The 24,780-nt window shown below is 65.8% G+C and carries 25 protein-coding genes; 14 read left to right on the forward strand and 11 right to left on the reverse strand.

Annotated elements, in window-relative coordinates:
• The first annotated feature begins 113 nt into the window (after positions 1–113).
• Positions 114–812, forward strand: coding sequence for a uracil-DNA glycosylase (locus tag ADAD_RS0100745; protein WP_010408136.1), 699 nt, complete (start codon positions 114–116; stop codon positions 810–812).
• A gap of 19 nt (positions 813–831) precedes the next feature.
• On the opposite strand, the gene ADAD_RS0100750 is transcribed toward ADAD_RS0100745, so the two are convergent.
• Complete coding sequence (locus ADAD_RS0100750) at positions 832–2,004, reverse strand: hypothetical protein (RefSeq protein ID WP_010408138.1); 1,173 nt, start codon at positions 2,002–2,004, stop codon at positions 832–834.
• The gene (locus tag ADAD_RS0100755) at positions 2,001–3,275 is read right to left on the reverse strand and encodes a TIGR04063 family PEP-CTERM/XrtA system glycosyltransferase (RefSeq protein WP_010408142.1); all 1,275 of its coding nucleotides are present in this window, start codon (positions 3,273–3,275) and stop codon (positions 2,001–2,003) included. Before ADAD_RS0100755 ends, ADAD_RS0100750 begins: the two co-directional genes overlap by 4 nt.
• Positions 3,276–3,401: 126 nt before the next feature.
• Between ADAD_RS0100755 and ADAD_RS17050 the strand changes: the two genes are divergently transcribed.
• The 7 genes from ADAD_RS17050 (at position 3,402) to ADAD_RS0100790 (ending at position 9,234) form a co-directional block, all read left to right on the forward strand.
• A complete protein-coding gene (locus ADAD_RS17050) occupies positions 3,402–3,548 on the forward strand; it encodes a hypothetical protein (RefSeq protein WP_010408144.1) in 147 nt (48 codons plus the stop codon).
• A complete protein-coding gene (locus tag ADAD_RS15300) occupies positions 3,545–4,954 on the forward strand; it encodes a putative O-glycosylation ligase, exosortase A system-associated (RefSeq protein WP_010408146.1) in 1,410 nt (469 codons plus the stop codon). The genes ADAD_RS17050 and ADAD_RS15300 overlap by 4 nt, the downstream gene beginning before the upstream one ends.
• Before the next feature lie 53 nt (positions 4,955–5,007).
• The gene (locus ADAD_RS0100770) at positions 5,008–5,457 is read left to right on the forward strand and encodes a MaoC family dehydratase (protein ID WP_010408148.1); all 450 of its coding nucleotides are present in this window, start codon (positions 5,008–5,010) and stop codon (positions 5,455–5,457) included.
• Between the two features lie 165 nt (positions 5,458–5,622).
• Positions 5,623–6,801: an acetyl-CoA C-acyltransferase gene (locus tag ADAD_RS0100775; RefSeq protein WP_010408150.1), complete on the forward strand. Its 1,179-nt coding sequence runs from the start codon at positions 5,623–5,625 to the stop codon at positions 6,799–6,801.
• A gap of 22 nt (positions 6,802–6,823) precedes the next feature.
• Complete coding sequence (locus ADAD_RS0100780) at positions 6,824–7,795, forward strand: DUF5996 family protein (RefSeq protein WP_010408152.1); 972 nt, start codon at positions 6,824–6,826, stop codon at positions 7,793–7,795.
• Between the two features lie 130 nt (positions 7,796–7,925).
• The gene (locus ADAD_RS0100785) at positions 7,926–8,564 is read left to right on the forward strand and encodes a hypothetical protein (protein ID WP_029139803.1); all 639 of its coding nucleotides are present in this window, start codon (positions 7,926–7,928) and stop codon (positions 8,562–8,564) included.
• 64 nt (positions 8,565–8,628) lie between these two features.
• Positions 8,629–9,234: a DUF4126 domain-containing protein gene (locus ADAD_RS0100790; RefSeq protein WP_010408156.1), complete on the forward strand. Its 606-nt coding sequence runs from the start codon at positions 8,629–8,631 to the stop codon at positions 9,232–9,234.
• A 26-nt stretch (positions 9,235–9,260) separates the two neighbouring features.
• Here the strand turns inward: ADAD_RS0100790 and ADAD_RS0100795 are convergent, their stop codons facing one another.
• A complete protein-coding gene (locus ADAD_RS0100795; RefSeq protein WP_010408159.1) occupies positions 9,261–10,496 on the reverse strand; it encodes a polyhydroxyalkanoate depolymerase in 1,236 nt (411 codons plus the stop codon).
• A 165-nt stretch (positions 10,497–10,661) separates the two neighbouring features.
• Here ADAD_RS0100795 and ADAD_RS0100800 point away from each other — a divergent pair, with 165 nt between their 5' ends.
• The 5 genes from ADAD_RS0100800 to ADAD_RS0100820 all read left to right on the forward strand — a co-directional run bounded on the left by ADAD_RS0100800 (position 10,662) and on the right by ADAD_RS0100820 (position 16,446).
• Complete coding sequence (locus tag ADAD_RS0100800) at positions 10,662–12,497, forward strand: ABC transporter transmembrane domain-containing protein (RefSeq protein WP_010408163.1); 1,836 nt, start codon at positions 10,662–10,664, stop codon at positions 12,495–12,497.
• Positions 12,498–12,663: 166 nt separating this feature from the next.
• Entirely contained in the window at positions 12,664–14,838 is a 2,175-nt protein-coding gene (locus tag ADAD_RS0100805; RefSeq protein WP_010408167.1) for a M13 family metallopeptidase, read from the forward strand.
• 80 nt (positions 14,839–14,918) lie between these two features.
• Positions 14,919–15,728: an undecaprenyl-diphosphate phosphatase gene (locus tag ADAD_RS0100810; protein WP_010408170.1), complete on the forward strand. Its 810-nt coding sequence runs from the start codon at positions 14,919–14,921 to the stop codon at positions 15,726–15,728.
• Positions 15,729–15,814: 86 nt separating this feature from the next.
• Positions 15,815–16,069, forward strand: coding sequence for a hypothetical protein (locus ADAD_RS0100815; protein ID WP_010408172.1), 255 nt, complete (start codon positions 15,815–15,817; stop codon positions 16,067–16,069).
• A gap of 116 nt (positions 16,070–16,185) precedes the next feature.
• On the forward strand, positions 16,186–16,446 hold the full coding sequence (locus tag ADAD_RS0100820) for a pentapeptide MXKDX repeat protein (protein ID WP_010408174.1): 261 nt from the start codon (positions 16,186–16,188) through the stop codon (positions 16,444–16,446).
• A gap of 126 nt (positions 16,447–16,572) precedes the next feature.
• Here the strand turns inward: ADAD_RS0100820 and phhA are convergent, their stop codons facing one another.
• The 5 genes from phhA to ADAD_RS0100845 all read right to left on the reverse strand — a co-directional run bounded on the left by phhA (position 16,573) and on the right by ADAD_RS0100845 (position 21,220).
• The gene (gene phhA, locus ADAD_RS0100825; protein WP_050803675.1) at positions 16,573–17,463 is read right to left on the reverse strand and encodes a phenylalanine 4-monooxygenase; all 891 of its coding nucleotides are present in this window, start codon (positions 17,461–17,463) and stop codon (positions 16,573–16,575) included.
• Positions 17,464–17,556: 93 nt separating this feature from the next.
• A complete protein-coding gene (locus tag ADAD_RS0100830; protein WP_010408178.1) occupies positions 17,557–18,417 on the reverse strand; it encodes an FAS1-like dehydratase domain-containing protein in 861 nt (286 codons plus the stop codon).
• A complete protein-coding gene (locus tag ADAD_RS0100835; protein WP_010408180.1) occupies positions 18,414–19,634 on the reverse strand; it encodes an acetyl-CoA C-acetyltransferase in 1,221 nt (406 codons plus the stop codon). Before ADAD_RS0100835 ends, ADAD_RS0100830 begins: the two co-directional genes overlap by 4 nt.
• Positions 19,634–20,800, reverse strand: coding sequence for an acyl-CoA dehydrogenase family protein (locus ADAD_RS0100840; RefSeq protein WP_010408182.1), 1,167 nt, complete (start codon positions 20,798–20,800; stop codon positions 19,634–19,636). Before ADAD_RS0100840 ends, ADAD_RS0100835 begins: the two co-directional genes overlap by 1 nt.
• A gap of 90 nt (positions 20,801–20,890) precedes the next feature.
• Positions 20,891–21,220, reverse strand: coding sequence for a hypothetical protein (locus ADAD_RS0100845; RefSeq protein WP_033193104.1), 330 nt, complete (start codon positions 21,218–21,220; stop codon positions 20,891–20,893).
• Between the two features lie 167 nt (positions 21,221–21,387).
• On the opposite strand from ADAD_RS0100845, the gene ADAD_RS0100850 reads away from it, so the two are divergent.
• Positions 21,388–22,398, forward strand: coding sequence for a hypothetical protein (locus ADAD_RS0100850; protein ID WP_010408191.1), 1,011 nt, complete (start codon positions 21,388–21,390; stop codon positions 22,396–22,398).
• 19 nt (positions 22,399–22,417) lie between these two features.
• Here the strand turns inward: ADAD_RS0100850 and ADAD_RS16250 are convergent, their stop codons facing one another.
• Genes ADAD_RS16250 through ribA form a run of 3 tightly spaced genes read right to left on the reverse strand, consistent with a single transcriptional unit; the run spans position 22,418 to position 24,702 of the window.
• On the reverse strand, positions 22,418–23,134 hold the full coding sequence (locus ADAD_RS16250; RefSeq protein WP_010408193.1) for a tetratricopeptide repeat protein: 717 nt from the start codon (positions 23,132–23,134) through the stop codon (positions 22,418–22,420).
• Positions 23,135–23,191: 57 nt separating this feature from the next.
• Positions 23,192–23,713 carry a GNAT family N-acetyltransferase gene (locus ADAD_RS0100860; RefSeq protein ID WP_010408195.1) on the reverse strand — a complete coding sequence of 174 codons (522 nt, stop codon included), beginning with the start codon at positions 23,711–23,713 and terminating at the stop codon, positions 23,192–23,194.
• Positions 23,710–24,702: a GTP cyclohydrolase II gene (gene ribA, locus ADAD_RS0100865; RefSeq protein ID WP_010408199.1), complete on the reverse strand. Its 993-nt coding sequence runs from the start codon at positions 24,700–24,702 to the stop codon at positions 23,710–23,712. Before ribA ends, ADAD_RS0100860 begins: the two co-directional genes overlap by 4 nt.
• Positions 24,703–24,780 lie beyond the last annotated feature (78 nt).

Here is a 24,780-nt window from a genome sequence, read left to right on the forward strand (position 1 = left end):
TCCTTTATCCGTGTTGGGGGCAGCCTGCTGCCTTTGCTCCCGCACCTAGGCCGATTGGGGAAAGAGTAAAAGGGCGTCTGGCGCGCGGCGTGCTCTGGCCATAGCGGTGGTCCATGGCCGAAGACCTTCCTGCAAGCTGGGCCCCCGTGCTTGAACCCGTGCTGACCACGCCCGAAGCGCGGCGACTGGGCGGCTTCCTGCGTGCCGAAGAAGCGGCAGGCAAGGCGATCTATCCACCGCAGGGCCGCCGCCTGCGCGCGCTCGAGCTGACGCCATTGCAGGAGGTGAAGGTCGTGATCCTGGGGCAGGACCCGTATCACGGGCCGGGGCAGGCAATGGGCCTGAGTTTTTCGGTGCCGGACGGCGTGCCGCACCCGCCATCGTTGCGGAACATATTCAAGGAACTGGCGGACGATTGTGCGATCCCCGCACCGACGAGCGGCGATCTGACGCCTTGGGCAAGGCAGGGCGTCCTGCTGCTCAACAACAGCCTGACCGTGGAGGGCGGGCAGGCGGGCAGCCATGCCGGGCGCGGCTGGGATGCGATTACCGATGCCTGTGTCGCCGCAGTGGCCCAGCGGGACGAGCCTGCCGTTTTCATCCTGTGGGGCAGCCATGCGCAGAAGAAGGCCTCGCGCATTGCGGAATTGAACGCGCCGACACGCCATTGCGTCATTCGCTCGCCGCATCCCAGCCCGCTATCGGCGCATCGCGGGTTCTTCGGTTCCAGGCCGTTCAGCCGCGCGAATGCCTTTCTGGAGCAGGCCGGGCGGGGGGCCATCGACTGGCGGCTGGAGGGCGAAGCGCCCTAAGGCGCGCTGCCCGTCGCCTTCAGGCCACGTCGTCGAGCCGGGAAAGGCGGTCCAGCGCGCCGCGCAGCGCACGGTCGACGTCCGGACCAGCCCGGTTGGCCGGGGCGAGTGCGGATTCGTGGCGGTGCTGGCCGGTGCGGGCGGGGGCGCGCTGCGTTTCGGAGGGCGCTGGCTGCGATGGCCGATCCTGCGATTTCTGCTGGCTCTGCAGGGCGCGGGCGAGGCGTTCCACCAGTTCGGCCACACCCAGTTCCTTGAGAGTCGGCTCTTCCGCTCGCGGCGCGGGCCATGCAGGTGGCGGCGGCGCGGAAAAGGTCGCAGACGCGGCAGGTTCTGGAGTCGGCTGCGATTCGAGGGATTCTCTCGGGAAGGGGTCGGCAGGCTGCGGTTCCTCCGCCTCGGAGGTGTCGAAGCCATCCGCAGCATCGTCCTCGTCCACGCGCACCATGTCGGCGAAGGGGTTGTACCGTGAAGGCCGCGCGGGCGCGGACGCTGGGCCCGGCGCCCATTCGTGCGGGGCGGGGTTGGTCTGCTCCGTCTGGAAGGAGATGGAGGCCTCGTCGAACTGCTCCTCCTCGAAGTCCTCGGAAGGGCGCACCGGTCGATAGGTGTCCGAATCGCTCCACGCAGAGGCGAAATGCGGATCGTCGATCGGGGCAGCGAGACGTTCGGACGCCGGATCGCAGGGGTCGGAATCGTGGGAGAGGTTTTCTTCCGTCAGCTCAAGATCGTCATCCCCTGCGCGCTCTGACGGTCGATCATCGTGCTGATCCTCCTCCTCGTCGTCTTCGTCGTCGAGATCGTAATGGCTGCTGCCAAGCCCCAGCGCGGCGCGCACGTCCAGCGGTGGGCGGGGGTCGTCCTTGCGCGACTTTTTCCTGGTCCTGGGTACGGACTGCGCCGGTTCGGGGGCATCGGTGCGCACCTGCCGGGCGATCAGCAGGCCCAGCACCAGCCCGATTCCCGCAGCGACCAGCGCGAATACGATGCGGGTCTGCGGCCCGAAGGGGGCCGCATCGCCCAGAATAGCGTCGAACAGGGCGGGAGGCAGAAACAGGCAGCCGCCGCCGAACAGCGCGGCGAACCACAGGGCAACCAGCGCGGGAAAGGCGGAGCTGGAGGTCAGCCCACCCGACGGCGCGTCGGTCTCTTCCGCAGGAGTGTCGATATCGGCCACGGTGCCTTCCTTCATCCCGGGCCGCCCTCGTGGGCGTGAAGGCCGTCTGGCGATGGCCTCCACGCCCCGCTTTCGGGCGACCGATCCACCGCCCGGCCTAGCAGGCGATGGTAAACGCCGAGATAACGACGCGCGTTGAGCGACCAGTCGCGGTGCGTGGCGACATAGCTTTGCGCACGCTCGCGAATGGCGGGCCAGGTCTCTTTCGCGTCGAGCAGGTCGGCCAGCGCCTGCGCCACGCCTGCCGGGTCGTCGGCGGGGAACAGCACCCCGGTTTGCCCGTCGGCAATCAGTTCCTCGTGTCCGCCCACATCCGAGGCGGCGACGATCCGCCCCTGCGCCATCGCTTCGAGCGGCTTCAATGGCGTGACCAGTTCGGTCAGCCTGCTGCGTTTGCGGGGAAAGGCGAGAATGTCGATCAGGGCATAGTACTGCGCGACCTCTGCGTGCGGCACGCGGCCGGTGAAGATGATCGAATCGCTCGCGGGGGACGCGGCGGCCTGTTCGCGCAGCGCCGCGTCCTGCGGCCCGCCGCCTACCAGCAGCAGGCGGGTATCGGGGTGGCGCGCGCGCAGGGCGGGCAGGGCGGCGATCAGATCGTCGAGGCCTTCATAAGGGTAGAAGCTGCCGATGAAGCCGATCACCGGGCCGCCGTTCAGACCCAGCTTCGCGGCCAGGGCGGGATCGCGCTCTGCCGGCGTGCCGAACTGCGTCAGGTCGACCGCATTGGGCGATATGCCGATCTTTTCGGGCGGGAATCCGCGCGCGATCAAATCGCTGCGCAGCCCCTCGCAAATGGTGAAGACGGCGTCGGCGCGTTTGACGACGGCGTTTTCGAGCATGCGGGTCAGCCGGTAGCGGGGCGAACCCTCGCGCCCGGTCCCGTTGCCCACGGCCGCATCCTCCCAGAAGGCGCGAATCTCGTACACTACCGGAATGCCGAGCTTCCTCCCCGCGCGAATCGCGGCAAGGCCGGACAGGGCGGGCGAATGCGCATGCAGCACGTCGGGCCGCCAGTCCCTGGCAACCGCCACGATGGCATCGCCATGTGCGGCAACCTCGCGCCATTCGCGCAGGCCAGGCGGGCCGCTGACGGATTGCGGAGTACGGTGGAAGTGCAGCCCCTCGCAGGTTTCCTCCGCCGGACCCTGTGCCGAATGGCGTGGGCCGGTGATCCCGCGCACCTCCAGCCCGTCGTCCATCTGCGCGCGCATGATCGCACGGGTACGGAAGGCATAGCCGCTGTGCAGCGGAAGCGAATGGTCGAGAACATGAAGCACGCGCATAGCGTGGGCTTGCCTAGCGCGGATGTGCTTAACGGGCCGTCAACTCCACCCTGCTAGCCGGTCTTGCGATGCTGGCGCAGGGTGCGACCGGCGCAGCCCGGCCTTGAGACAGGAGCCCGTGCCCGCGTGATCGACATGGCAGTCATTGTGGCGATTCACGGCCTCCTGCTGATTGCGGGCTATCGCCTGATGCTGCGCGACGATCTGGACGAGGATCCGCTGCTGGAAGGCGATGGCGATGGCGACGGCGCGGCGGACGAGCGGACGCTATGACCGACCTGTTCCTGCTCGGCTTCTTCGCTGTCTTCCTGCTGTTGGGGCTGAAGCGCCCGTTCCTCTGGGTCTGCCTGTACCTCTACGTCGATATCCTGGCCCCGCAGAAGATGGGCTACGGTCCGATCACCAGCGTGCCCGTATCGCTGATCGCCTTCGCGGCTGCCTTCGGCGGGTGGCTGATGATGGACAAGAAGACGCGTCCCACCTTCACCTTCCGCCAGGCGCTGATGCTGTTCCTGCTGGTCTGGGCATGGTTCACGATGCAGGGTGCGCAATTCCCGGTAGAGGCCGTCGGCAAATGGGACTGGGTATGGAAGACGCTCGTCTTCGCGATTTTCCTGCCCTTCACAGTGACCACGAAGCTTCGGTTCGAGGCGGCTGCGCTCGTCATGGTGCTCACGGCGGGGGCAATCATCATCTCCGGCGGGATCAAGACCGTCTTCGGCGGCGGCGGCTACGGCACGCTCTCGCTTTTCGTGAACGACAATAGCGGGATCTACGAAAGCTCCACGATCTCCACCGTGGCCATCGCGATCATTCCGCTGCTCTACTGGTTCACCCGCTACGGCACGGTGTTCAAGCCGAGCCTGCCGGTCAAGCTGTTCGCCGCAGGGCTTGCCGGGGCGTGCCTGCTGATTCCGATCGGTACGGAAGCGCGCACCGGGCTGGTGTGTATCGCCATGCTCGGCCTGCTGGTCCTTCGGGAAAGCCGCCACAAGCTGCTGCTGATGGTCGGCGGCGTGCTGCTGTGCATCGCCGCCTTCCCCTTTCTGCCGCAATCCTATGCCGATCGCATGGCCACCATGCTGACCGCTGAGGAAGACGAGAGCGCCTCGACCCGCGTGGCGGTGTGGAAATGGACCATCGACTACGCAAAGGAACGCCCGCTCGGCGGCGGGTTCGAGGCCTATCGCGCGAACAGCTTCACCTACCGCATGCCGCAGACCACGGGCGAGGGGAACATGACCACCACTCGCTACGATGAGGTGGTGGATGAAGGGCGCGCGTACCACTCCGCAATTTTCGAGATGCTGGGCGAACAGGGTTGGCCGGGGCTTGGTGCATGGCTGCTGCTGCAGGCGTTGGGTCTGATCCAGATGGAGCGGCTGCGACGGCGCATGCGCAGGAAGGGTGATCCGAACCTGGCATGGCTCGGCCATCTCGCCATCGCGCTGCAATATGCGCAGGTGATCTATCTGGTCGGCGCGACCTTCCAGGGCATCGCCTGGCAGCCCTTCATCATGATGCTGGCGGGGCTTCAGATCGCGCTCGTCATCTACGCCAAGCGCCATGATTCGCCTGCCGAGGCCACCATCGGGGCGCGGCTGGCGGCGGAGCGAGAGGCGGGACAGCCGCATGCCGTAGCGACAGGCGCAGGAGCGGCCAGCCCTCCATTGCGCTAGGCATTTTCATCCTGCATGGAATGCGCGCAATGCAAGACTAAGGAGAGGCGCGCATGACCCCCCAGGACATCGCCGCAAAGGTGGGCGAACAGATCGGCACCAGCGAATGGATCGAGATTTCGCAGGATCGGATCAACAAGTTCGCCGACGCGACGGACGATCACCAGTTCATCCATGTGAACGAGGAAGCGGCCAAGATGACGCCGTTCGGCGGCACGATTGCCCACGGCTTCCTGACGCTTTCGATGATCCCCTATCTCACCCAGAAAAGCGACGTGCCCCGGCCCGACGGGATCAAGATGGCCGTCAACTACGGTGGCAACAAGACGCGTTTCCTCAACCCCGTGAAATCGGGCAAGCGCATCCGTGGCCACTGGAAACTGCTGGGCATGGAAGAAAAGCGCCCCGGCCAGTGGCAGCACACGGTCGAGATCACCATCGAGATCGAGGGGGAGGAAAAGCCCGCCCTGATCTGCGAATGGATGTCGATGTTCTACGTCTAGGATCCCTCCCCTTCCCTTCGGGGTTAGGGGATTGAGGGGTGGGGGCGCTGGCGCAACGCATGCCGGGCCCCACCCTGCTGCGACGAGGGCTTGCGTCGCAAACCCAGGTTTCGCTGTCCCTCCCTTGAAGGGGAGAGGCAAGTTCAGTTTCAAGGAGTTCACATTATGCGCAGCGCAGTCATCGTATCCACCGCACGCACCGCCATCGGCCGTGCCTACAAGGGCGGCTTCAACGACACCAAGGGTGCCACCCTCGGCTCCTACTCGCTCGCCCCCGCGATCGAGCGTGCGAAGATCGAAGCAGGCGAAATCAACGATGTCGTGTGGGGCGCCGCGCTCCAGCAGGGCGCGCAGGCGGGTAACCTCGGCCGCCAGGTCGCGCTGCGTTCGGGCTGCCCGATCGGCGTTTCGGGCATGACGATCGACCGCCAGTGCTCTTCGGGCCTGATGGCGATCTCGACCGCCGCGAAGCAGATCATGGTCGACAACATGGATATCGTCGCTGGCGGCGGTCAGGAATCGATCAGCCTCGTGCAGACGCCGGACATGCGCGTGATGCCCGACCCCGAACTGATGGCGATGCACAACGCGGTCTACATGCCGATGCTGCAGACGGCGGAAACCGTCGCCCAGCGCTACGGCATCAGCCGCGAGGCGCAGGACGAATACGCTCTGCGTTCGCAGCAGCGCACCGCCGCCGCTCAGGAAGCGGGCAAGTTCGATGACGAGATCGTGCCCGTCACCGTCACCATGAAGGTGAAGGACAAGGAAACCGGCGAAGTTTCCGAGAAGGAAGTGACCGTCGCGAAGGACGAAGGCAACCGGCCCGACACCAAGCTGGAAGGCCTCGCCTCGCTCAACCCCGTGCTCGGCCCCGACACCACGATCACTGCGGGTAACGCCAGCCAGCTGTCCGACGGTTCGTCCGCCAGCATTCTGATGGAAGAAAAGCTGGCCGAAAAGCGCGGCCTGACCCCGCTGGGCCGCTATGTCGGCATGGCGGTCGCGGGCACCGAGCCCGACGAGATGGGCATCGGCCCGGTCTTCGCGATTCCCGCCGTGCTCGAACGCACCGGCCTGAAGATGAGCGACATCGGCCTGTGGGAACTGAACGAAGCCTTCGCGGTGCAAGTGCTCTACTGCCGCGACAAGCTCGGCATCCCCGACGAAGACCTGAACGTGAACGGCGGCTCGATCTCGATCGGCCACCCCTATGGCATGACGGGCGCGCGCTGCGTCGGCCACGCGCTGATCGAAGGCAAGCGCCGCGGTGCGAAGTATGTCTGCGTCACCATGTGCGTCGGCGGCGGCATGGGCGCAGCGGGCATCTTCGAGGTCCTGTGACCCCCGCATAACGGAGACTGACATGGCTGGACGGTGGCCCGCACTCGATTTCGAGGCCGAGAAATCGGTTTACGCCACCGTCCACGCCTACCTCCAGGTGGTCGGCAAGCTGCCGACCCGTGCCTTGCCGTGGTGCAACCACAGCTGGCATCTCGCCCTTCTGGTGGTGCCGCAGGGCTTTCGGACCTACCCGGTCGTGACCGAGACCGGCGAGGCCGAGATTCTGTTGGACTGTGTTTCCTCGCGGCTTGTCCTGACGACGTCGGACGGGCGCGAGCGGGCGATGGACCTGACCGGCCAGAGCGTCGCCGCCTTCCATGCCGAGCTAGCCGGATTGCTGCGCGAGGCGGGGATCGCGACCTCGATCGAGGGTGGTCCCAACGAAGTCGAGGACGCGGTTCCCTTCGCCGAGGACGAGCGTGAACGCGCGTGGGACGGCGATGTGATCCGGCGTTTGCACCGTGCCTTCGCCGATGCGGCACGGGTGCTCTATCATTTCCGCACAGGCTTCGTCGGGAAGTCGAGCCCGGTGCATCTCTTCTGGGGCAGCTTCGACCTCGCGGTGACGCGCTTTTCGGGGCGCGAGGCACCGCTTCACCCCGGCGGTTTCCCCAATCTTCCCGACGCAGTCACGCGCGAGGCTTACAGCCATGAGGTTGCGAGCTGCGGCTTCTGGCCGGGTGGCGGCGGGGTCGAGGAAGCAGCGTTCTACGCCTATGGCTACCCGGCGTCGGACGGGCTTGGCGACACGCCGATAGAACCCGAAGAGGCGTTCTGGCATGCCGGGCTGGGTGAATTCGTGCTGCCCTATGCTGCGGTTCGCGCCGCCGATAATCCCGACGCGGCCCTGCTGCGCTTTCTCGAAACAAGCTATCGCGAGATTGCATCGCGTGCCGGGTGGGACCGCGCGAGCCTCGAAATTCCGACCGGCCTTTTCGGCAGGCCCTATGATGTCGCCGCCCGTCACAAGAGCCTGAGAACCAAGCCCGACTGATCCAATCGTCGAACCGGGTATTGTCGGATGCGCTCGTGTGTACGCGAAGCGCAGCAGCGCAAACAGCTGACTTGTGCGGGACCCAGGAGCTGGGGCGGCGCATTGTCTCGATAACCAACGGGAGAATTTCATGCGCTTGCCCCTTTCCACCCTGTCGCTGGCATTGGCCGCGACAGCACTGACCGCTTGCGGCGAGACCGTACCTGCCGATCAGGCGCGCGAGAGCAGCGTCGAGGATGTGACGATCGATGAACCGCAAGTCCCGCCGATCGGGGAGACGGCTTCCGGAGAGACCCCGGACGAGCGTTTCGCCTCCGCCTATGGCACGCTCGATCTCGACCAGTGCGAAGTCCTCACGCAGCAGGAAGAGGGTGAGGGCGCGACCTTCCGCTGCGGTCTGATAGCCGGGGTACCGATCTTCGTGCAGGCGGGCGATGGGCGTTTCGATCTCGATGCAGGGGTCGAGAACGATCAGTTCCAGACGATCGCTGCCTTCAACGAGATCGCGCCGCGGATCGAGATTCGCAGCGACGAGGGCGCACCTTTCGCGGTCATCTTCCGCTACCAGGACGCCAGCCTGCAATCCAACAATCGCAGCGTTATCGCGGTCGAACGGATTGGGACGCGCGACGATCCCGGCTGCCGCATCGCGCAGATCGGTGGCGGATCGGGCGCGGCCAACCAGCGCGCACGCGAGATTGCCGATCTGGCAGCCGATGGCGAGACCGATTGCACTGCCGAACCGCAGGTGATTGGCGACGCTGAATGAAGCGCCGGGCCCGGGGGCCGAAGTTCGCTGATCGCGCTCGCGCAAACGTGCTATAGGCACGCCCATGGGCATCATCGAACTGCTTGGGCTGGCGGGTAGCGTCAGCCTGCTGTCGGGCTGGCGGCTCTACGCAACCGTCCTCATCACGGGGCTGGCGATGCGATCCGGCTGGGTGCCGCTGCCCGAACAGTTGCAGATGCTGGACGTGCTCGCCAATCCCTGGGTGCTCGGCATTGCAGGCGTCGGCGCGGTGATGGAATTCTTCGCCGACAAGGTGATGTGGCTCGATTCGATCTGGGACGCGGTGCATTCGCTGATCCGGCCTGTCGGCGGCGCGCTGCTGGCGCTGGCGATCGTCGACCCGGGCGATCCCACCTGGCAGGTGATCGCCTTTCTGCTGGGCGGCGGTGCGGCGTTCGCGGCGCATGCGGGGAAAGCCAGTGCGCGCGCCGCGGTCAACACCAGCCCGGAGCCGGTCAGCAACGTGATGGTCTCGACGGCGGAGGATGTGGCCACCGTGGGCCTGCTGGCGCTGGCCATCGCCAATCCGGTGATTGCGGCGGTGATCGCGGTGGGGCTGCTGGTATTCAGCATCGCGCTGATCGTGCTCGTCGGGCGCACGCTGCGACGCATCTTACGCCCCAGGCCGCGCCAACCCGGCGCGCCCTGAGCCGGACACGACTGGCGCCTTGCGGCTCAGCCGTGGGTGGCGATGAACTGTTCCACCACCGGGGCCACCTTGGTGCGCCACTTGCTGCCGTTGAAGATGCCGTAATGGCCCGCGCCCTCGGCCATGTAGTAGCGCTTCTTGTCTTCGGAGAGGTTGCGCGCCAGCGGCAGCGCGGCCTTGGTCTGGCCGAGACCGGAAATATCGTCACGCTCGCCCTCGACCGCCAGCAGCGCGGTCTGCTTGATATCGCCAAGGTCGATCACCTTGCCGCGATGTTCGAAGGCGTTGTTCGGCAGCGAGTGCTCCTGGAACACCTCCTCCACGGTCTGCAGGTAGAATTCGGCCGTCATGTCGCAGACGGAGCGGTATTCGTCGTAGAAATCCTTGGTCTGCTGCGCGCTTTCATCGTCGCCCGCGACCAGATGCTTGTACATCTCGTAATGACTCAGTATGTGGCCGCCCAGGTTCATGCTCATGAAGCTGGCGAGCTGCATGAAGCCGGGATAGACGCGGCGGCCCGCGCCCGGATACTGGGCCGGGACGGTCGCGATCACGTTCTGGCGGAACCAGCTGAGCGGGCGCTTCATCGCCATGTCGTTGACGGTGGTGGGGCTTTCGCGCGTGTCGATAGGCCCGCCCATCATGGTGAGGGTTTTCGGCGTTGCCTTGTCCTTCGCGCCGTTCATCAGCGCGGTCGCGGCCAGCGCCGGGACGGAGGGCTGGCACACCGCGACCACGTGCGCGGGGGCGCCTTCGTTGCGCTCTGCGATCGTCTGCAGGAATTCGATGATGTAATCGATGTAGTCGTCCAGATCGAAGCGCCCTTCGGACAGCGGAATGTCGCGCGCATCGTGCCAGTCGGTGATGTAGACTTCCGCGTTCTCGACCATCCGTTCCACCGTGCCGCGCAGCAGCGTGGCGAAATGCCCGCTCATCGGGGCGACGATCAGGACGGATGGCGCATCATCGGGCAGGTTCGCGCGGCGGAAGCGCTTCAGATCGCCGAAGGCGCGGTGCAGCACCAGCGTTTCGGCAACCGGATCGTCCTTGCCCTTCACGTTCACGCTTTCGATATCGAACTGCGGCTTGCCCCGGCGGATGGTCGCGTGCGCGAACACCTCCAGCGCGGAGCCCGCGACCGGGCCGATTCCGCTGTAGGCCAGCGGATTGCGCGGGTTGGTCAGCCATTCGGACCCGATCGAGGCCATGGCACTGGCGCTGTTGAGCCAGGCGGTCTGGAGTTCGTGGGCGTGGTAGAGCAAGGGAAGCCTCTTGGAATATTTGCCGGTTAGCGTGGCGGATATATTGGTATTGCCTGCTCCCCTTACCATCCTTGTGCAATGCACAAGAGAATTTGTCGCTTCCTCCCCTGCCGAAACGCAAGGGGCGTGGATTTTGCGGGCGGCCCCCGCTAGGCGGGCATCCTGATGGCACGCGACAACCCCGGATTGAGTCGAAGCAAGCGGATCGACGCTTCCCAGGCCGACGAACCGGCGGAAAAGGCGCGCTCGCTGGCGCCCCTGCGCCTCATTTTCAGCGAGGCGCTGCGCTACCCGGACAAGGTGGCCTACGCGCTGCTGGCCCTGATGGTTACGGCCGCGGCCACGCTTGCCATTCCTGCCGCGCTGCAATTGGTGATCGACCGCGGGTTCGCCGATGGCGGCGATCCGGGCAGCATTGCGCGCTGGTTCCGTTACCTGTTCCTGATCGTATGCGTGCTGGCGCTTGGCACCGCCCTGCGGTTCTATTTCGTCAGCTGGCTGGGCGAACGCGTGGTCGCCAACCTGCGGCTGAAGGTGCAGCAGAACCTGCTGCGGCAGGAACCGGCCTTCTACGAGGCAAACAGCCCCAAGGAAATTTCCAGCCGGCTGACCAGCGATACCGCGATCATCGAACAGGTGGTCGGCACCACGCTGTCGGTCGCGCTGCGCAACGTGCTGATCGCCGTCGGGGGCACGATCTACCTCTTCGTGCTGGCACCCAGGCTGACCGCGATGCTGATTATCGCCATTCCGGTGATCATCGTGCCGATCACGCTGTTCGCGCGCCGCCTGCGCTCGGTCAGCCGGGCGAGTCAGGATCGGGTCGCGGATGTCGGCTCGCTGATCACAGAGACGCTGTCCGCCATGGCCATCGTGCAGGCGTTCACCCAGGAACGCCGCGAGCAGGACCGGTTTGCGCAAGCGGTGGAGCGGATATTCGACACCGCCCGGCGGCGCATTCTCATCCGCTCGATGATGACGGGCGTGGTCATCACGCTGGCCTTCGGGGCCATCGTGCTGCTGATGTGGCGCGGCGCTGTGGCCGTAACCGAAGGGACGATCACGGGCGGCACGATCGGGTCCTTCGTGCTGACCGGCGTGTTCGTGGCAGGCGCATTCGGCGCGCTGACCGAGGTTTACGGCGACCTTCTGCGCGGTGCCGGCGCGGCGGACAGGCTGGCCGAACTGCTGCGCGCCAAGCCCCAGATCGCCCCGCCTGCGAGCCCGCAGCCGCTGCCCGTCCCCGCCCGGGGCAGCCTGTCTTTCCGCAACGTGCATTTCAGCTACCCCACGCGCCCCGGCGAGACCGTGATCGAAGACCTCACACTCGAGATCGAGCCGGGGGAAACGGTCGCGCTGGTGGGGCCATCGGGCGCCGGCAAGTCGACTCTCTTCATGCTCGCGCAGCGTTTCTACGACCCGGACGAGGGCACGATAAGGCTGGATGGCATCGCCTTGCCCAGTGCCGATCCCGCAGAAATCCGCCAGCGGATGGCCTTCGTCCCGCAAGCGGGTACGCTGTTTTCCGGCAATGCGCGCGACAACCTGCGCTACGGCCGCTGGGATGCGAGCGACGAGGAAATCTGGGAAGCCGCCCGGCTCGCCAATGCGGCCGATTTTCTGGAAGCGCTGCCGCAGGGTCTCGACACCAATCTGGGTGAAGACGGCACGCGGCTTTCGGGCGGTCAGCAGCAGCGGCTGGCCATAGCCCGCGCTATCCTGCGCGATGCGCCGATCCTGCTGCTGGACGAGGCGACCAGCGCGCTCGACGCCGAGAGCGAGCGGCTGGTGCAGGATGCGCTGGCGCGCGTGATGCGCGGGCGCACCACGCTGGTGATCGCGCATCGTCTTGCCACGGTGCGCGAGGCTGACCGGATCGTGGTGATGGACCAGGGCCGGATCGTGCAGCAGGGCACCCATTCCGAACTGCTCGCGCGGGGCGGTCTCTACGCCAAGCTGGCCCGTCTCCAGCTCGATCCGGCAGGTCCCGACGCGGGCTGACGCTGGCGGATGGCCGGACCCAATCGACGAGCGACATTGAGCGCCCGACAAACGTCGGCACTGGTCGGGCTTCGCGGTCTATGTCAGCTTCACGATCCATGCGCCGTTCATCCGGTCTGGCGCCAGAGGGTAGCTTGAAAACGTTTTCCAAACAGAGGGTTCAGTCATGATCCGTACCATCCTTGCCACCACCGCCAGCGTCGCCGCATTAGCGATGGCCGCACCCGCCGTCGCGCACGAGGGCGACGACCAGGGCGGGATCGAGATGCTGCTGCAGGATAGCGGCGCCAGCGAAGGCGCGACCGAGACGCCGACGATGAGCTTCGGCGAATGGGGCGTGGATACCTCGCTCCTGTCGGACGAGATCGATCCGGGCGACGACTTCTTCGCCTACGTCAACCAGGAATGGCTCGATGCCAATCCGCTCCCGGCCGAATACAGCCGCTTCGGCGCGTTCAACCTGCTGCGCGAGAAATCGACCAGCGATGTGAAGACGCTGGTCGACAGCCTGCTCGCCAAGCCCGAGGCGCAGCTGACCGGTGACGAGAAGCGCATCGTCGATGCGTATAATGCCTATTTCGACACGTCGGCGATCGACGCTGCGGGCCTGAGCCATGCGCAGCCCTACCTCGACAAGATTCGGGGCGCGAGCACGCTGGCGGAACTGGCCACATTGTGGGGCCAGCCGGGCTATTCCTCTCCCCTCGGCGGCGGCGTGAGCGTCGATTCCAAGGAACCGACGCGTTATTCGGTCTATGTCGGCTCGGGCGGCCTCGGTCTTCCCGACCGCGATTACTATCTGGACGAGAGCGAGAAGGGGCGGGAGATCCAGTCCAAGTATCGCGACTATCTCACCTTCCTGATGGATGAGGCGGGCTACGAAGACCCGGCCGCAATGGCGCAGTCGATCTACGATTTCGAAGACACGATTGCGCGCACCGTATCCTGGGATCGTGCGACCAGCCGCAATCGCGACCTGACCTATAATGCGCTGAGCCCCAGCGAGCTGGGCGAGCTGGCCGAGGGCTTTCCCCTCGCCGCGCTCCTGACCGCCAGCGGTTTTGCGGAAACCGACCGGTTCATTGTCGGCGACCTTCCGCCGAGCCTGGAAGAGGCCGAGGAACTGGGGCTCGATCAGGATACGCTCGACAAGATCGGCGGGGGCACGCCCGCGATGATGGCGCTTGCCGTCAACACGCCGGTCGAGGTTCTGCAGGCCTGGACGATCAAGGAATTCCTCGAAAACAACGCGTCGGTCCTGCCTTCGCGTTTCGACGAGGCCGATTTCGCCTTCTACGGCCAGACGCTGCAGGGCACGCCGGAACAGCGCCCGCGCTGGAAGCGTGCCATCGGCGAGACCGAAGGTCTGCTGGGCGAACTTCTGGGCAAGTCCTATGTCGCGGAATACTTCCCCGCAGAGAACAAGGCCGCGATGGAAGAGCTGGTTGCCAACCTGCGCGTTGCGCTGCGCGAATCGATCGGCGAGATCGGCTGGATGGGCGAGGACACCAAGGAACAGGCTCTCGCCAAGCTCGACAGTTTCGATCCGAAGATCGGCTATCGCGACAACCTGGAAACCTATGAAGGTCTGGCCATCCGCCCCGGCGATCCGATTGCCAATCGCATGGCGGCGGCGCGGTGGAACGCAGAGGAAAATCTGGCCAAGCTGGGCGGCCCGATCGACCGGACCGAGTGGTTCATGCTGCCGCAGACGGTCAACGCCTATTACAACTCGACCAAGAACGAGATCGTCTTCCCGGCCGCGATCCTGCAGCAGCCGTTCTTCGCCTTGTCGAACGATCCGGCGGTCAACTACGGGGGCATCGGCGGGGTGATCGGGCACGAGATGGGCCATGGTTTCGACGACCAGGGCTCCAAGTCCGACAGCACCGGCATGCTGCGCAACTGGTGGACCGATGCCGACCGCGCCGCGTTCGACGAACTGGGCGATGCGCTGGTGGAACAGTACAACAGCTACTGCCCGCTCGACGATGGCGAAACCTGCGTCAACGGGCGCCTCACGCTGGGCGAGAATATCGGCGATCTTGGCGGCCTGAGCCTGGCCTACCGCGCCTACAAGCTCAGCCTGGGCGGCAAGGAGGACAAGGTGATCGACGGGCTGACCGGCGATCAGCGTTTCTTCCTCGCCTGGGCGCAGGTCTGGCGCAGCCAGCAGCGCGAGGAAGCGGCCCGCAGCCGTCTGCTGACCGATCCGCACAGCCCGGAGGAATTCCGGGTCAACGGGATCGTGCGGAACATGGATGCCTGGTACGAGGCGTTCAACGTATCCCCGCAGGACGATCTCTACCTGCCGCCGGAAGAGCGCATCTCGATCTGGTAAGCGGGTAAAAGCTTGCCATCATGGCATTGGGGGGCCGCGCGAGGTTGACTTGCGCGGCCCCCTCTTCATGAGGCTTGGCCATGAGCACAATCGTCACCGCCATCCTGCTCGGCATCCTCGAGGGGCTGACCGAATTCCTCCCGGTCTCTTCGACCGGGCACCTGATCCTCGCGCAGGCGTGGTTCGGTTACGATCCGGCGCAGTGGCGCCAGTTCAACATCGTCATCCAGCTGGGCGCGATCCTGGCCGTGGTGGTGACCTATTTCAGAACCTTCTGGACCATGGGGACAGGGCTGCTCCGGGGCGAGCGGACCTCGCTGATGTTCGTGCGCAACATCCTGCTCGCCTTCATGCCTGCAGCAGTGATCGGGCTGCTGATCCTCGACATCATCGATGCCATGCTGGAAAGCCCGACAGTCGTTGCCATTGCGCTGATCGTGGGCGGCATCGCGATCCTGGTGCTCGAAAAGGCCATCCCCACGCGCGAGGAACAGGGCGTGGAATCGCTCTCCTGGAAGGCGGCCATCGGGATCGGCCTGGTCCAGTGCCTGGCGATGATCCCCGGCACCAGCCGATCGGGCGCGACGATCATGGGTGCGCTGGCGATGGGCGTCGGGCGCAAGACGGCGGCGGAATTCTCCTTCTTCCTTGCGGTGCCCACCATGCTGGGCGCGGCGACGGTGAAGATCCTGCAGGAGCCCGAATTGCTGGCCGGGACCGCGACCATCGGCTGGAGCGAGATTGCGCTGGGCTTCATTGCCAGCTTCCTCGTCGCGCTGGTCGTGGTGCGGGCCTTCGTCGCCTATGTCAGCAAGCGCGGCTTCGCGCCCTTTGCCTGGTATCGCATCCTGATCGGTTCGATCACACTGATCTGGCTGTACGCGTGGTGAGCTGTCTGCGCGGCTGGTAAACGCGCGGGAACCAAAGTCCGTCTTTCCTGTTCCCACTTAACGAACAGCAACTTTCGACGGATTCGATGGGTATTCTGGTACTTCTCTGCAGCGGCGCGGTCCTTGGCTGGCTCGTTGCGCTTGTCACCGGCGCGGAAGATCACCGGGCCGCCTGGCTGCGCGTCGGGCTGGGTGCGGGCACCACGGTCCTGTCGGGCATCCTGGTGAGCGATGCGCCGCTGATCGAGACCCTCGGCGCGCGTGCCCTGATCGTCGCGCTGGCGAGCGGCTGCGTGGTCCTCGGCCTGCTTTCCGTCGTCGGCCCCTACGCGCGCCGCTAGAGCGCCCGTCTCACTTCAGCACAGCCCCCTGCCTCATGCGATTGAGGCAAGTTCGGGGTATCCGTGTGGCGAAAACGTGGCTATGCGGGACTCCCAATCCTAAGAGGGGAAGACCAATGAAGACCACTTTCAAAGCCGCTCTGATCGCTTCGACCGTTGCTCTGGGCCTCGGCGTCGCTGCTTGCGGCGAAACCGAAACCGCCGAAGACACCACCGCTGAAGAAACCATGGCCGAAGACACCATGGCGGAAGACACCATGGTCGAAGACACCATGGCCGAAGACGCGATGGCCGAGGACACGATGGCTGAAGACACCATGGCCGAAGACACCATGGAAGACGAAGCCGCGACCGAAGAAGCTGCCGAAGAAGAGTAATCTTCTCGCGCTTCCCTCAGGGGAAGTGCCGGCATCTTGCCAAAAGCGACCGGCCCCGAAGCGATTCGGGGCCGGTTTCTTTTTTGCCGGCTGGAATGCTCGGGCGCAGCGCCCCGGGGCGCAGTATCAGACCGGGCGCGCTCCGCTTCCGCGCCCGCCGCGCAGCAGATATTCCTGCGTGCCGACATTCACGACATTGTCGACGTCTATGACGGCCGAGTTCGCGTAGGTGAACGAGGGCGACAGCGATTTGTACAACCGCTCGAAATCGCGCTCCACCGTCTTGCGATAGAGATCCTCGAAGCTCTCGATCACGAAGTAGGTCGGCTGAAGGTCGGAGATGACATAGTCGGTCCGCATCACGCGATCGACATTGAGCATGATCCGGTTCGGGCTCTTCGCCTCGACCGAAAATACCGCCTCGGTCGGGCCGGACAGGATGCCCGCACCATAGGCACGCAGCCCCGCCTCTTCCTGCACCAGACCGAATTCGACCGTATACCAGTACAGCGCGCCCAGGGCCTTGAGGCGATTATGCTCCATCGCCCGGAAGCCCGCGCGGCCATATTCCTGCATGTAATCCGCGAAGACCGGGTTGGTCAGCATGGGCACGTGGCCGAACACGTCGTGAAACACATCCGGTTCCTGGATGTAGTCGAAGGTCTCGCGCGTGCGGATGAAATTGCCCGCAGGGAAACGCCTGTTGGCGAGGTGCCAGAAGAAGATGTGATCGGGGATCAGCATCGGCACGGGCACCACGCTCCACCCGGTCAGCTTGTCCAGCGCCTCCGACAGATCGCCGAAATCGGGCACGCCGCCGGTGCCGAGGTCGAGCCGGTCGAGCCCTTCCATGAAGGCGCTCGCCGCGCGGCCGGGCAGAATCTCCATCTGCCGCGCGAAGAGATCGTTCCAGATCGCATCGTCTTCGCTGTCGTACTCGGTCTGCTTGGGTTCCAGCCAGTCCTCGCCGACATGCGCGGGCCGCTTGAGGGGTGCGGTGAACACGTCCTCCGGCATGGTTGGAATTTCTGCGAATTCGCTGTCGTTTTCGATCACTGCATCCATGCCGGCACAGATAGCATCTTGCGCGGGCGCGCACAATTTGACGTTTTACATGCCGCCTGGCGTCGCACTGGCCGTGGTCAGCAGCTCCCCCGCATCGTTGAGCGCTGCGAGATCGAGCGTATCGCCCTCCTGCCTGACCGCGAGATGCAGTGTGTCGCCCGCAATCGCGGGCGAACGCGCAGTAAAGGCGAAACTGCGCAACGCGTTGGGGCCCACCAGATCGGCGGCAAGCTGCAGCAGAAGGGACGAGATCAGCGGGCCGTGCACCACAAGGCCGCGATAGCGCTCCACCTCGCGTGCATAGGGCGCATCGTAGTGGATGCGGTGCGTGTTGAAGGTGAGCGCGGAAAAACGGAACAGCAGCGCTTCGGACGGCGCGAGCGTGCGCACCCGGTCCCACGCGGCGGGATCGAACAGCGAATCGGTCACTTCAGGCGGTACCAGCGGCGAATCGGACGGCGATGCGTCGCGGTAGACGAGAGTCTGCGTCTCGCGGATCGCCGCCTCTGTGTTCGCCGAGATGGAGTGTTCCAGCTTCAGAAAGGCGAGCCGCCCGCTGCGCCCTTCCTTCTCCTCAATCGACGTCACGCGGCTCAGCTTGTCGATCCGGTCGCCCAGCGCAAGCGGGCGCAGGAAGGTGATCTCGCTGCCCGCCCACATGCGCCGTGGCAGGTCTATCGGCGGATAGAGGCTGGCCGGATCGTCGGAGCGGGCAGGATGTCCGTCCTCGCCCAGCATCGCGGTGGGTGCCTGCGGGGTGCACAGCGCGAAGTGGATGCCCTGCGGCATGTCCGCGCCGTCGGGCGCGCCCAGATCGAGCGTCGCGAGCCAGCGCGCCGCCAGCGCTTCGTCGAGCCGGTCGGCGCTGCGTTGCTCGCGCCCGATCCAGTCGGACCAGTCGCTCATGCTGCGCGTTCGAACAGCGCGGCGAGGCCCTGGCCGCCGCCGATGCACATCGTCTCCAGCGCAAAGCGCCCCTCGCGCCGGTGCAGTTCATGCGCCATGTCGGCCAGAATGCGCCCGCCGGTCGCCCCGATCGGGTGGCCCAGCGAAATGCCCGAACCGTTGACGTTGAGCATGTCGCGGCGCGAATCGTCCTCGCTCCAGCCCCAGCCCTTGAGCACCGCGAGCACCTGCGGCGCGAAAGCCTCGTTCAGTTCGACCAAGTCGATATCGTCCCAGCCCCTGCCGGTGCGGGCGAACAGCTTTTCCGTCGCGGGCACAGGGCCGATCCCCATGCGTGCAGGATCGCACCCCGCAGCGGCCCACCCTTCGAACCACAGCATGGGCTCGAGGCCCAGCTCGTCCAGCTTGTCTTCCGCGACCACCAGACAGGCGGCGGAGGCATCGTTCTGCTGGCTGGCATTGCCCGCCGTCACGATGCCGTCCTTCTCGAGCGCGCGCAGGCCGCCAAGGCTCTCCATCGAGGCATCGGGGCGGAAGCCCTCGTCGCGCGCGAAGTGGATCGGATCCTTGCGGCGCTGGGGTACGTCGATCGGCACGGTGTGCGCGTCGAACTTGCCCGCATCCCATGCAGCTGCGGCCTTCTGGTGGGAAGATACGGCGTATTCGTCCGCTGCTTCGCGGCTGATGTCGTAATCCTTCGCGAGGTTCTCCGCCGTCTCGATCATGCCCGAGATCACGCCGAAGCGTTCGATCGGCTGGCTCATCAGCCGTCCGCGCGTCAGCCGGTCCCACAGCGCGACATCGCCCATCTTGGTGCCGTGGCGTGCGCCGGTGGTGTAATGCTCCACGTTGGACATCGATTCGACGCCGCCCGCCAGCACGCAATCCGCCGCGCCGGTCTGCACCATCATCGCGGCCTCGATTACCGATTGCAGGCCGGAGCCGCAGCGCCGGTCCAGCTGGAAGCCCGGGACCTCGATCGGCATGCCCGCCGCTAGCCACGCCCAGCGCCCGATGGCCGGCGCCTCGCCGCTGCCATATCCTTGCGCGAACACGACATCGTCGACGCGCGCGGGATCGACGCCCGTTCGCTCGACCAGCGCCTTGATGATGTGTGCGGCCAGCGGGCCGGCCTCCAGCGGGGTCAGCGTGCCGAGGAAGCGGCCCACGGGCGTGCGGATGGGCGATACGATCGCAGCGCGGCGGAGCTCGGCCATCAGCTCTGCACCCCGGCGGCGAATTCGCGCAGCATGTGCTTGGCGACCTGCAATTGCAGGATCTGCGTGGTCCCTTCGTATATGCGGTAGAGCCGCGCATCGCGGAAGAATCGCTCCGCATCGTACTCGGTCAGGTATCCGGCACCACCGTAGATCTGCACCACCCGGTCGACCACGCGGCCGCACATTTCGGAGGCGAAGACCTTGAACGCGGCGGCATGCTTGATCGTGTTCTCGCCGCGATCGACCCGTGCCGTCACATCGGCCATCATCGCCTCGGCAGCGTAGATCTCGGTCCAGCTTTCGGCGAGCATCTGCTGGATCAGCTGGAAATTGGCGATGGGTTCGCCAAAGGCCTGGCGTTCGTTGGCGTAGCGCAGCGCGCTGTCGAGCGCGCGCTTGGCATAGCCGGTGCTGGCCGCGCCGACCGAGATTCGGCCATTGTCGAGGCTCTGCATGGCAAAGCGGAAACCCTGGCCGGTCTCGCCGCCGAGCAGCGCATCGGCAGGCACCTTCACATCTTCGAGGTAGACGTCGGACACCAGGCTGCCCGCCTGGCCCATCTTGTGATCGGGGCTTCCGGTCGACATGCCGGGCGTATCCATCGGCACGATGAAGGCGCTGACATGCGCGTTCTTGGGCAATGCCTCTTTTTCGGTCCGGGCCATGATCAGCGCGACGTCGGCATGCGGCGCGTTGGTGATGTAGCGCTTGGAGCCGTTGAGGATCCAGCCATCGCCATCGGGATCGGGCTTCGCGGTGGTCTGCATGGCCGCACTGTCCGATCCGCTGCCCGGCTCGGTCAGGCCGAAACAGGCGATTTCGCCGCCCGCGATCCGGGGCCACCATTCGGCCTTCTGCGCTTCGGTGCCGCCGTTCTTGATCGCCGAATTGAACATGCCGACATTGATCGAGAAGATGGAGCGGAAGGCGGGGGCCGCATAAGCCATTGTCTTCACCGTGCGCGCATATTGCGTGACGGAGAGGCCCGCGCCACCGTATTCCTCGGGCACGGTCAGGCCGAACAGGCCCATTTCCTTCATTTCATCGACGATGTCGGCGGGAATCGCGTCATTCGCGATCACGTCCTTTTCGGCCGGGATCAGCCGCTCGCGGACATAGCGCTCCAATTGTTCGTGAAACTGCTCGAAGGTGTCCGCGTCCATTCCCGACATAGTGCTACTCAACTCCGGTATTCACATAACATCATGGGCGGCCCGCCCTGCAGGCCGCCCACGCCCAACTTGCCGACAAACTCAGTTTTCGGCGCTCATCTTGTCGAGTTCGGCCTGGATTTCGGCTGCCGTCGCTTCGGCTGCCGCGGCTTCATCCTCGACCGAGCGGCGCACGGCTTCCTGGCGTTCCTCGTCGGTCTGCGTTTCGACCGGTTCGGGGGCAGGGGCGGGCTCGGGCGCGGCGACCTCGTCGTCCATCATCGGTTCGTCCGTCACGTCGCTCATCGCGTCGTCGGCCGGGATTTCGACATTGTCGGCAATCACTTCATCGCTGGCATCATCGGAATCGCCGCAGGCAACGAGGGCCAGTGCGCTCGCGCCGATCAGGCCCGCACGGATTGTGAATTTCATCTGCCCATCCTCCATCTGAAATAGGTGCACCAAATTGCGGGCTGCGCCCGAACGTGCCGGCACAAGCTAAGCAGACCGCATGCGTGGGATCAAAGGGAAATATGGGGCGTGAACACCGGGCCGCGCCTTAGCGGGTGGTTAACCATTATGCCTTAGCAATTCCCCGCATGACCGAGGCACGCGACCAGACCCAGCCCCCTTTTGCCCAGCGCACCACGCTGGCGCGTCCAACGATGATTGCTGCCGGCGTTGTCGCCGCCGTGGCGGTAGCGCTGATTCCGCTCGCCGCATTGATGGCGCAGCCTGCGCCCGCGCCTTTCACCGTGGTCGAGACCAATCGCGGATTCTCGACGCTGCAGGGCGCGGTCGATGCAATCGGATCGGGCGAGGGCAGCATTGCCATTGCGCCGGGCACCTATCGCCAGTGCGCGGTGCAGAGCGAAGGGCGCGTTGCCTTTCTCGCGACCGAGCCGGGCCAGGTCGAATTCACCGCCACCGCATGCGAAGGCAAGGCCGCGCTGGTGCTGCGCGGGGCCGAGGCGAGCGTTTCGGGCATTATCTTCAGCCGCATTGCGGTTGCCGACGGCAATGGCGCGGGCATTCGCCAGGAAGCGGGCAATCTGACCGTGGCGAACAGCTGGTTCCGCGACAGCCAGCAGGGCATCCTGACCGCGCATGACGAGATGATGCGGCTGGTGGTGGACCGTTCCACCTTCACCCGCCTCGGCACCTGCGAGAATTCGGGCGGGTGCGCCCATTCGATCTACACCGGCGATATCGGCCACCTGCGCGTGACCCGCAGCCGGTTCGAGGAAGGCACCGGCGGCCATTACCTGAAGGCGCGTGCCGCCGTGGTCGAAGTCGCGGCCTCCAGCTTCGACGATTCCAACGGGCGCGCGACCAATTACATGATCGACCTGCCGCAGGGCGCGCGCGGGCAGATCACGAACAACTGGTTCGTGCAGGGCCGCGACAAGGAAAACTATTCCGCCTTCATCGCGGTCGGCGCCGAAGAGCAGACGCACAGTTCCGAAGGGCTGACGATCGCGGGCAACGATGCGCGCTTCGTGCCCTCGCTGGCGCGCAAGTCGGCCTTCGTGGCAGACTGGACCGGCGCGAACCTGCGTATCGCCGACAACCGCCTGGGCAATGGGCTGACCCCGTTCGAGCGGCGCTGAGCGCGCGCTCTTCTGCGGCTCACGCCCCTGCGTCCGGGGTTTCTTCGAGTTCGACCAGAATATCGAGGCCGAGCGTATCGGCTATCTCCGAAGCGCGGCGCGCGATCGCCCGCTCGTCGGCGGCATCGCCCAATGCGCCCAGGGCTGCATCGAGCGCACCGCCACCTTCCCCATTGCCCATCGCAGCGGACAGGAGGAACCAGGCGGCAGCCTCTTCCCGGTCCGGTTCCACACCCTCGCCGTTCCAGATCATCACGCCCACGCCGCGTGCCGCGTGATCGCTCCCCAGAGCGGCCGCGGCCATGTAGTTCCGAAGAGCTGCGGCGTAATCCTGCGCGGTGCCACGGCCCGTCGCCTGCATCACCGCGAGGCTGACCACCGCCTGAAGATAGTTCTCCGCGGCTGCCTGCCGGAACAGCGCGACCGCCTCTTCCGGCTCTCCGGGGGTTTCGCCCTGGTCGATCATGACCCCAAGCCGCCAGCGCGCGTGGTTTTCGCCCTGCGCGGCAGCCGCCCGGTAATAGCGAGCGGCCATCGCCGGATCGCGTTCCACGCCATTGCCGAGTTCGTAGAACCAGCCCAGCCAGTCGAGCGCTTCGGGGTCGCCAGCCTCGGCGGCTTCGCGCGCGATCGAGAATGCGGCCGCGTATTCGCCCCTGTCCGCCAGGGCTTCGATTTCGTCGCCGGTATTGCCCAGGCAGGCCAGCGCAGCGATTGCCAGCAGGATCTTGCGCATGTCATTCCCCCATTGCGCGGGTTCTGAAGACAGCCTGCCGTAAAGTGCTGTCGCTGCCTAGTCTTTCGGACGGAGGCCGAAGGCGGGCGCGTAGATTACGGTGCCCTTGGGGCGCGGACCTTCGCCGAACATGCGGATCTGAAAATACTCGGGCGGGAAGCCGGGCAGGATGAGGTCGGGATCGGGGTGGAAGCCGTAGCGCGCGTAATACCCCGGATCGCCCAGCAGGACGACGCCCTGCGCCCCGAACGCGCGGATCCGCGCGATGCTCTCTTCCGCGAGCTGCGAACCGATCCCGGTGCGCTGGCGCATGGGCATCACCGAAATCGGCCCGGCTGCGTACCAGCCGGGGGTGCCGTCCGAGATTTCGACCGGGGAGAAGGCGATATGGCCGATGACCGCCTCGTCCATATTGGTCGCCACCAGAGAGAGCGTGAGGTCGCCATCGGCGCGCAGCGCATCGATGATATCCTGCTCGTTCCCGTCGGATTGCTTCGCCTTGGCAAAGGCGGCGCGGGTCAGGGCGTGGATGGATGCGATATCGCCGGGCTGTTCTTCCCGGATAGTCAGCTTCCTCATGGAAGGAGGTGGCCGGAACGATCGCGTTTGGTCGCCAGATAGCGGGTGTTGTGAGGATTGGTGCCCGTGTCCAAGGGAAGCCTTTCGACGATTTCGACGTTCTGTTCTTCCATCGCGGTAAGCTTCGCGGGGTTGTTCGTCAGCAGGCGGATACGTGAAATCCCCAGTAGTAAAAGCATCCGTCCCGCAATGGGAAAGTCTCGCGCCTCGTCGGGCAGGCCGAGCCGCTGGTTCGCCTCCACCGTGTCGTAGCCCTGCTCCTGAAGCTGGTACGCGCGCAGCTTGTTCACGAGGCCGATCCCGCGCCCTTCCTGCCGCAGGTACAGGACCACCCCGTAGCCGCCTTTTTCCGCCTCCTGCGCGAAGGCGTGCAGCGCGCTGTCGAGCTGCGGCCCGCAATCGCACTTCAGGCTGCCGAAGACATCGCCGGTCAGGCATTCGGAGTGAATCCGCACGAGCGGAACCTTGTCCGCGCTCTGGCGCCCGATGATGAGCGCGGCATGTTCGCGCAGATCGGCGGGGGAACGGAAGATCGCGATTTCCGCCTGCTCCGCCGCCGCGGTGGGCAGGCGGGTGCGCGCAGCGATGCGCAGGCTCTCGGGGGCGGCGAATGCGGCAAGGTCCGCCGTGGCCACGGCCACCGGCTGGTCCGCCGGTGCCGGATCGAGCATGAAGGCCGGCAGGATGCCCGCGTGGCGCGCGATTTCGAGCGCGGTCGCGGGCCACTCCGTCCCCGGCAGCGCGAGCGCGCGAAACGGACCTTTCATCGGGCTTGCCAGATCGAGCGCGGGATCGCCCACGCTTCGTGCCAGATCGAGCGTGAAGGGCTCGCCACCCTCGATCAGGACGGGTGCGTGGGGCACCGCGGCTTCCCGCTGGTTGGCCAGCTTAAGCGTCTGCGCACGCGCCGCGGAAATCAGCATCGTGTCTGAATGTATATCGGGGCTGGGCGCGGTTTCGACCGGCAGCAGCACCGGGCCATCGTCCACCGCGATCGGCCAGCCGTGGCGCAGCGCGTCTATCGCCTGCGCCAGCGCCCGCGCGTTGCCAGGCGCGGCGCCGCCCGT

Source organism: Citromicrobium sp. JLT1363, from assembly GCF_000186705.1.
In the GTDB taxonomy this organism is placed as follows: domain Bacteria; phylum Pseudomonadota; class Alphaproteobacteria; order Sphingomonadales; family Sphingomonadaceae; genus Alteriqipengyuania.

What these genes read in the sequence shown, in the direction of transcription:
- ADAD_RS0100745 (WP_010408136.1), top strand. Translation starts at nt 114, where the DNA reads ATGGCCGAAGACCTTCCTGCAAGCTGGGCCCCCGTGCTTGAACCCGTG.
- ADAD_RS0100750 (WP_010408138.1), bottom strand. Translation starts at nt 2,004, where the DNA reads ATGAAGGAAGGCACCGTGGCCGATATCGACACTCCTGCGGAAGAGACC.
- ADAD_RS0100755 (WP_010408142.1), bottom strand. Translation starts at nt 3,275, where the DNA reads ATGCGCGTGCTTCATGTTCTCGACCATTCGCTTCCGCTGCACAGCGGC.
- ADAD_RS15300 (WP_010408146.1), top strand. Translation starts at nt 3,545, where the DNA reads ATGACCGACCTGTTCCTGCTCGGCTTCTTCGCTGTCTTCCTGCTGTTG.
- ADAD_RS0100770 (WP_010408148.1), top strand. Translation starts at nt 5,008, where the DNA reads ATGACCCCCCAGGACATCGCCGCAAAGGTGGGCGAACAGATCGGCACC.
- ADAD_RS0100775 (WP_010408150.1), top strand. Translation starts at nt 5,623, where the DNA reads ATGCGCAGCGCAGTCATCGTATCCACCGCACGCACCGCCATCGGCCGT.
- ADAD_RS0100780 (WP_010408152.1), top strand. Translation starts at nt 6,824, where the DNA reads ATGGCTGGACGGTGGCCCGCACTCGATTTCGAGGCCGAGAAATCGGTT.
- ADAD_RS0100785 (WP_029139803.1), top strand. Translation starts at nt 7,926, where the DNA reads ATGCGCTTGCCCCTTTCCACCCTGTCGCTGGCATTGGCCGCGACAGCA.
- ADAD_RS0100790 (WP_010408156.1), top strand. Translation starts at nt 8,629, where the DNA reads ATGGGCATCATCGAACTGCTTGGGCTGGCGGGTAGCGTCAGCCTGCTG.
- ADAD_RS0100800 (WP_010408163.1), top strand. Translation starts at nt 10,662, where the DNA reads ATGGCACGCGACAACCCCGGATTGAGTCGAAGCAAGCGGATCGACGCT.
- ADAD_RS0100805 (WP_010408167.1), top strand. Translation starts at nt 12,664, where the DNA reads ATGATCCGTACCATCCTTGCCACCACCGCCAGCGTCGCCGCATTAGCG.
- ADAD_RS0100810 (WP_010408170.1), top strand. Translation starts at nt 14,919, where the DNA reads ATGAGCACAATCGTCACCGCCATCCTGCTCGGCATCCTCGAGGGGCTG.
- ADAD_RS0100815 (WP_010408172.1), top strand. Translation starts at nt 15,815, where the DNA reads ATGGGTATTCTGGTACTTCTCTGCAGCGGCGCGGTCCTTGGCTGGCTC.
- ADAD_RS0100820 (WP_010408174.1), top strand. Translation starts at nt 16,186, where the DNA reads ATGAAGACCACTTTCAAAGCCGCTCTGATCGCTTCGACCGTTGCTCTG.
- phhA (WP_050803675.1), bottom strand. Translation starts at nt 17,463, where the DNA reads ATGCCGGAGGACGTGTTCACCGCACCCCTCAAGCGGCCCGCGCATGTC.
- ADAD_RS0100830 (WP_010408178.1), bottom strand. Translation starts at nt 18,417, where the DNA reads ATGAGCGACTGGTCCGACTGGATCGGGCGCGAGCAACGCAGCGCCGAC.
- ADAD_RS0100835 (WP_010408180.1), bottom strand. Translation starts at nt 19,634, where the DNA reads ATGGCCGAGCTCCGCCGCGCTGCGATCGTATCGCCCATCCGCACGCCC.
- ADAD_RS0100840 (WP_010408182.1), bottom strand. Translation starts at nt 20,800, where the DNA reads ATGGACGCGGACACCTTCGAGCAGTTTCACGAACAATTGGAGCGCTAT.
- ADAD_RS0100845 (WP_033193104.1), bottom strand. Translation starts at nt 21,220, where the DNA reads ATGAAATTCACAATCCGTGCGGGCCTGATCGGCGCGAGCGCACTGGCC.
- ADAD_RS0100850 (WP_010408191.1), top strand. Translation starts at nt 21,388, where the DNA reads ATGACCGAGGCACGCGACCAGACCCAGCCCCCTTTTGCCCAGCGCACC.
- ADAD_RS16250 (WP_010408193.1), bottom strand. Translation starts at nt 23,134, where the DNA reads ATGCGCAAGATCCTGCTGGCAATCGCTGCGCTGGCCTGCCTGGGCAAT.
- ADAD_RS0100860 (WP_010408195.1), bottom strand. Translation starts at nt 23,713, where the DNA reads ATGAGGAAGCTGACTATCCGGGAAGAACAGCCCGGCGATATCGCATCC.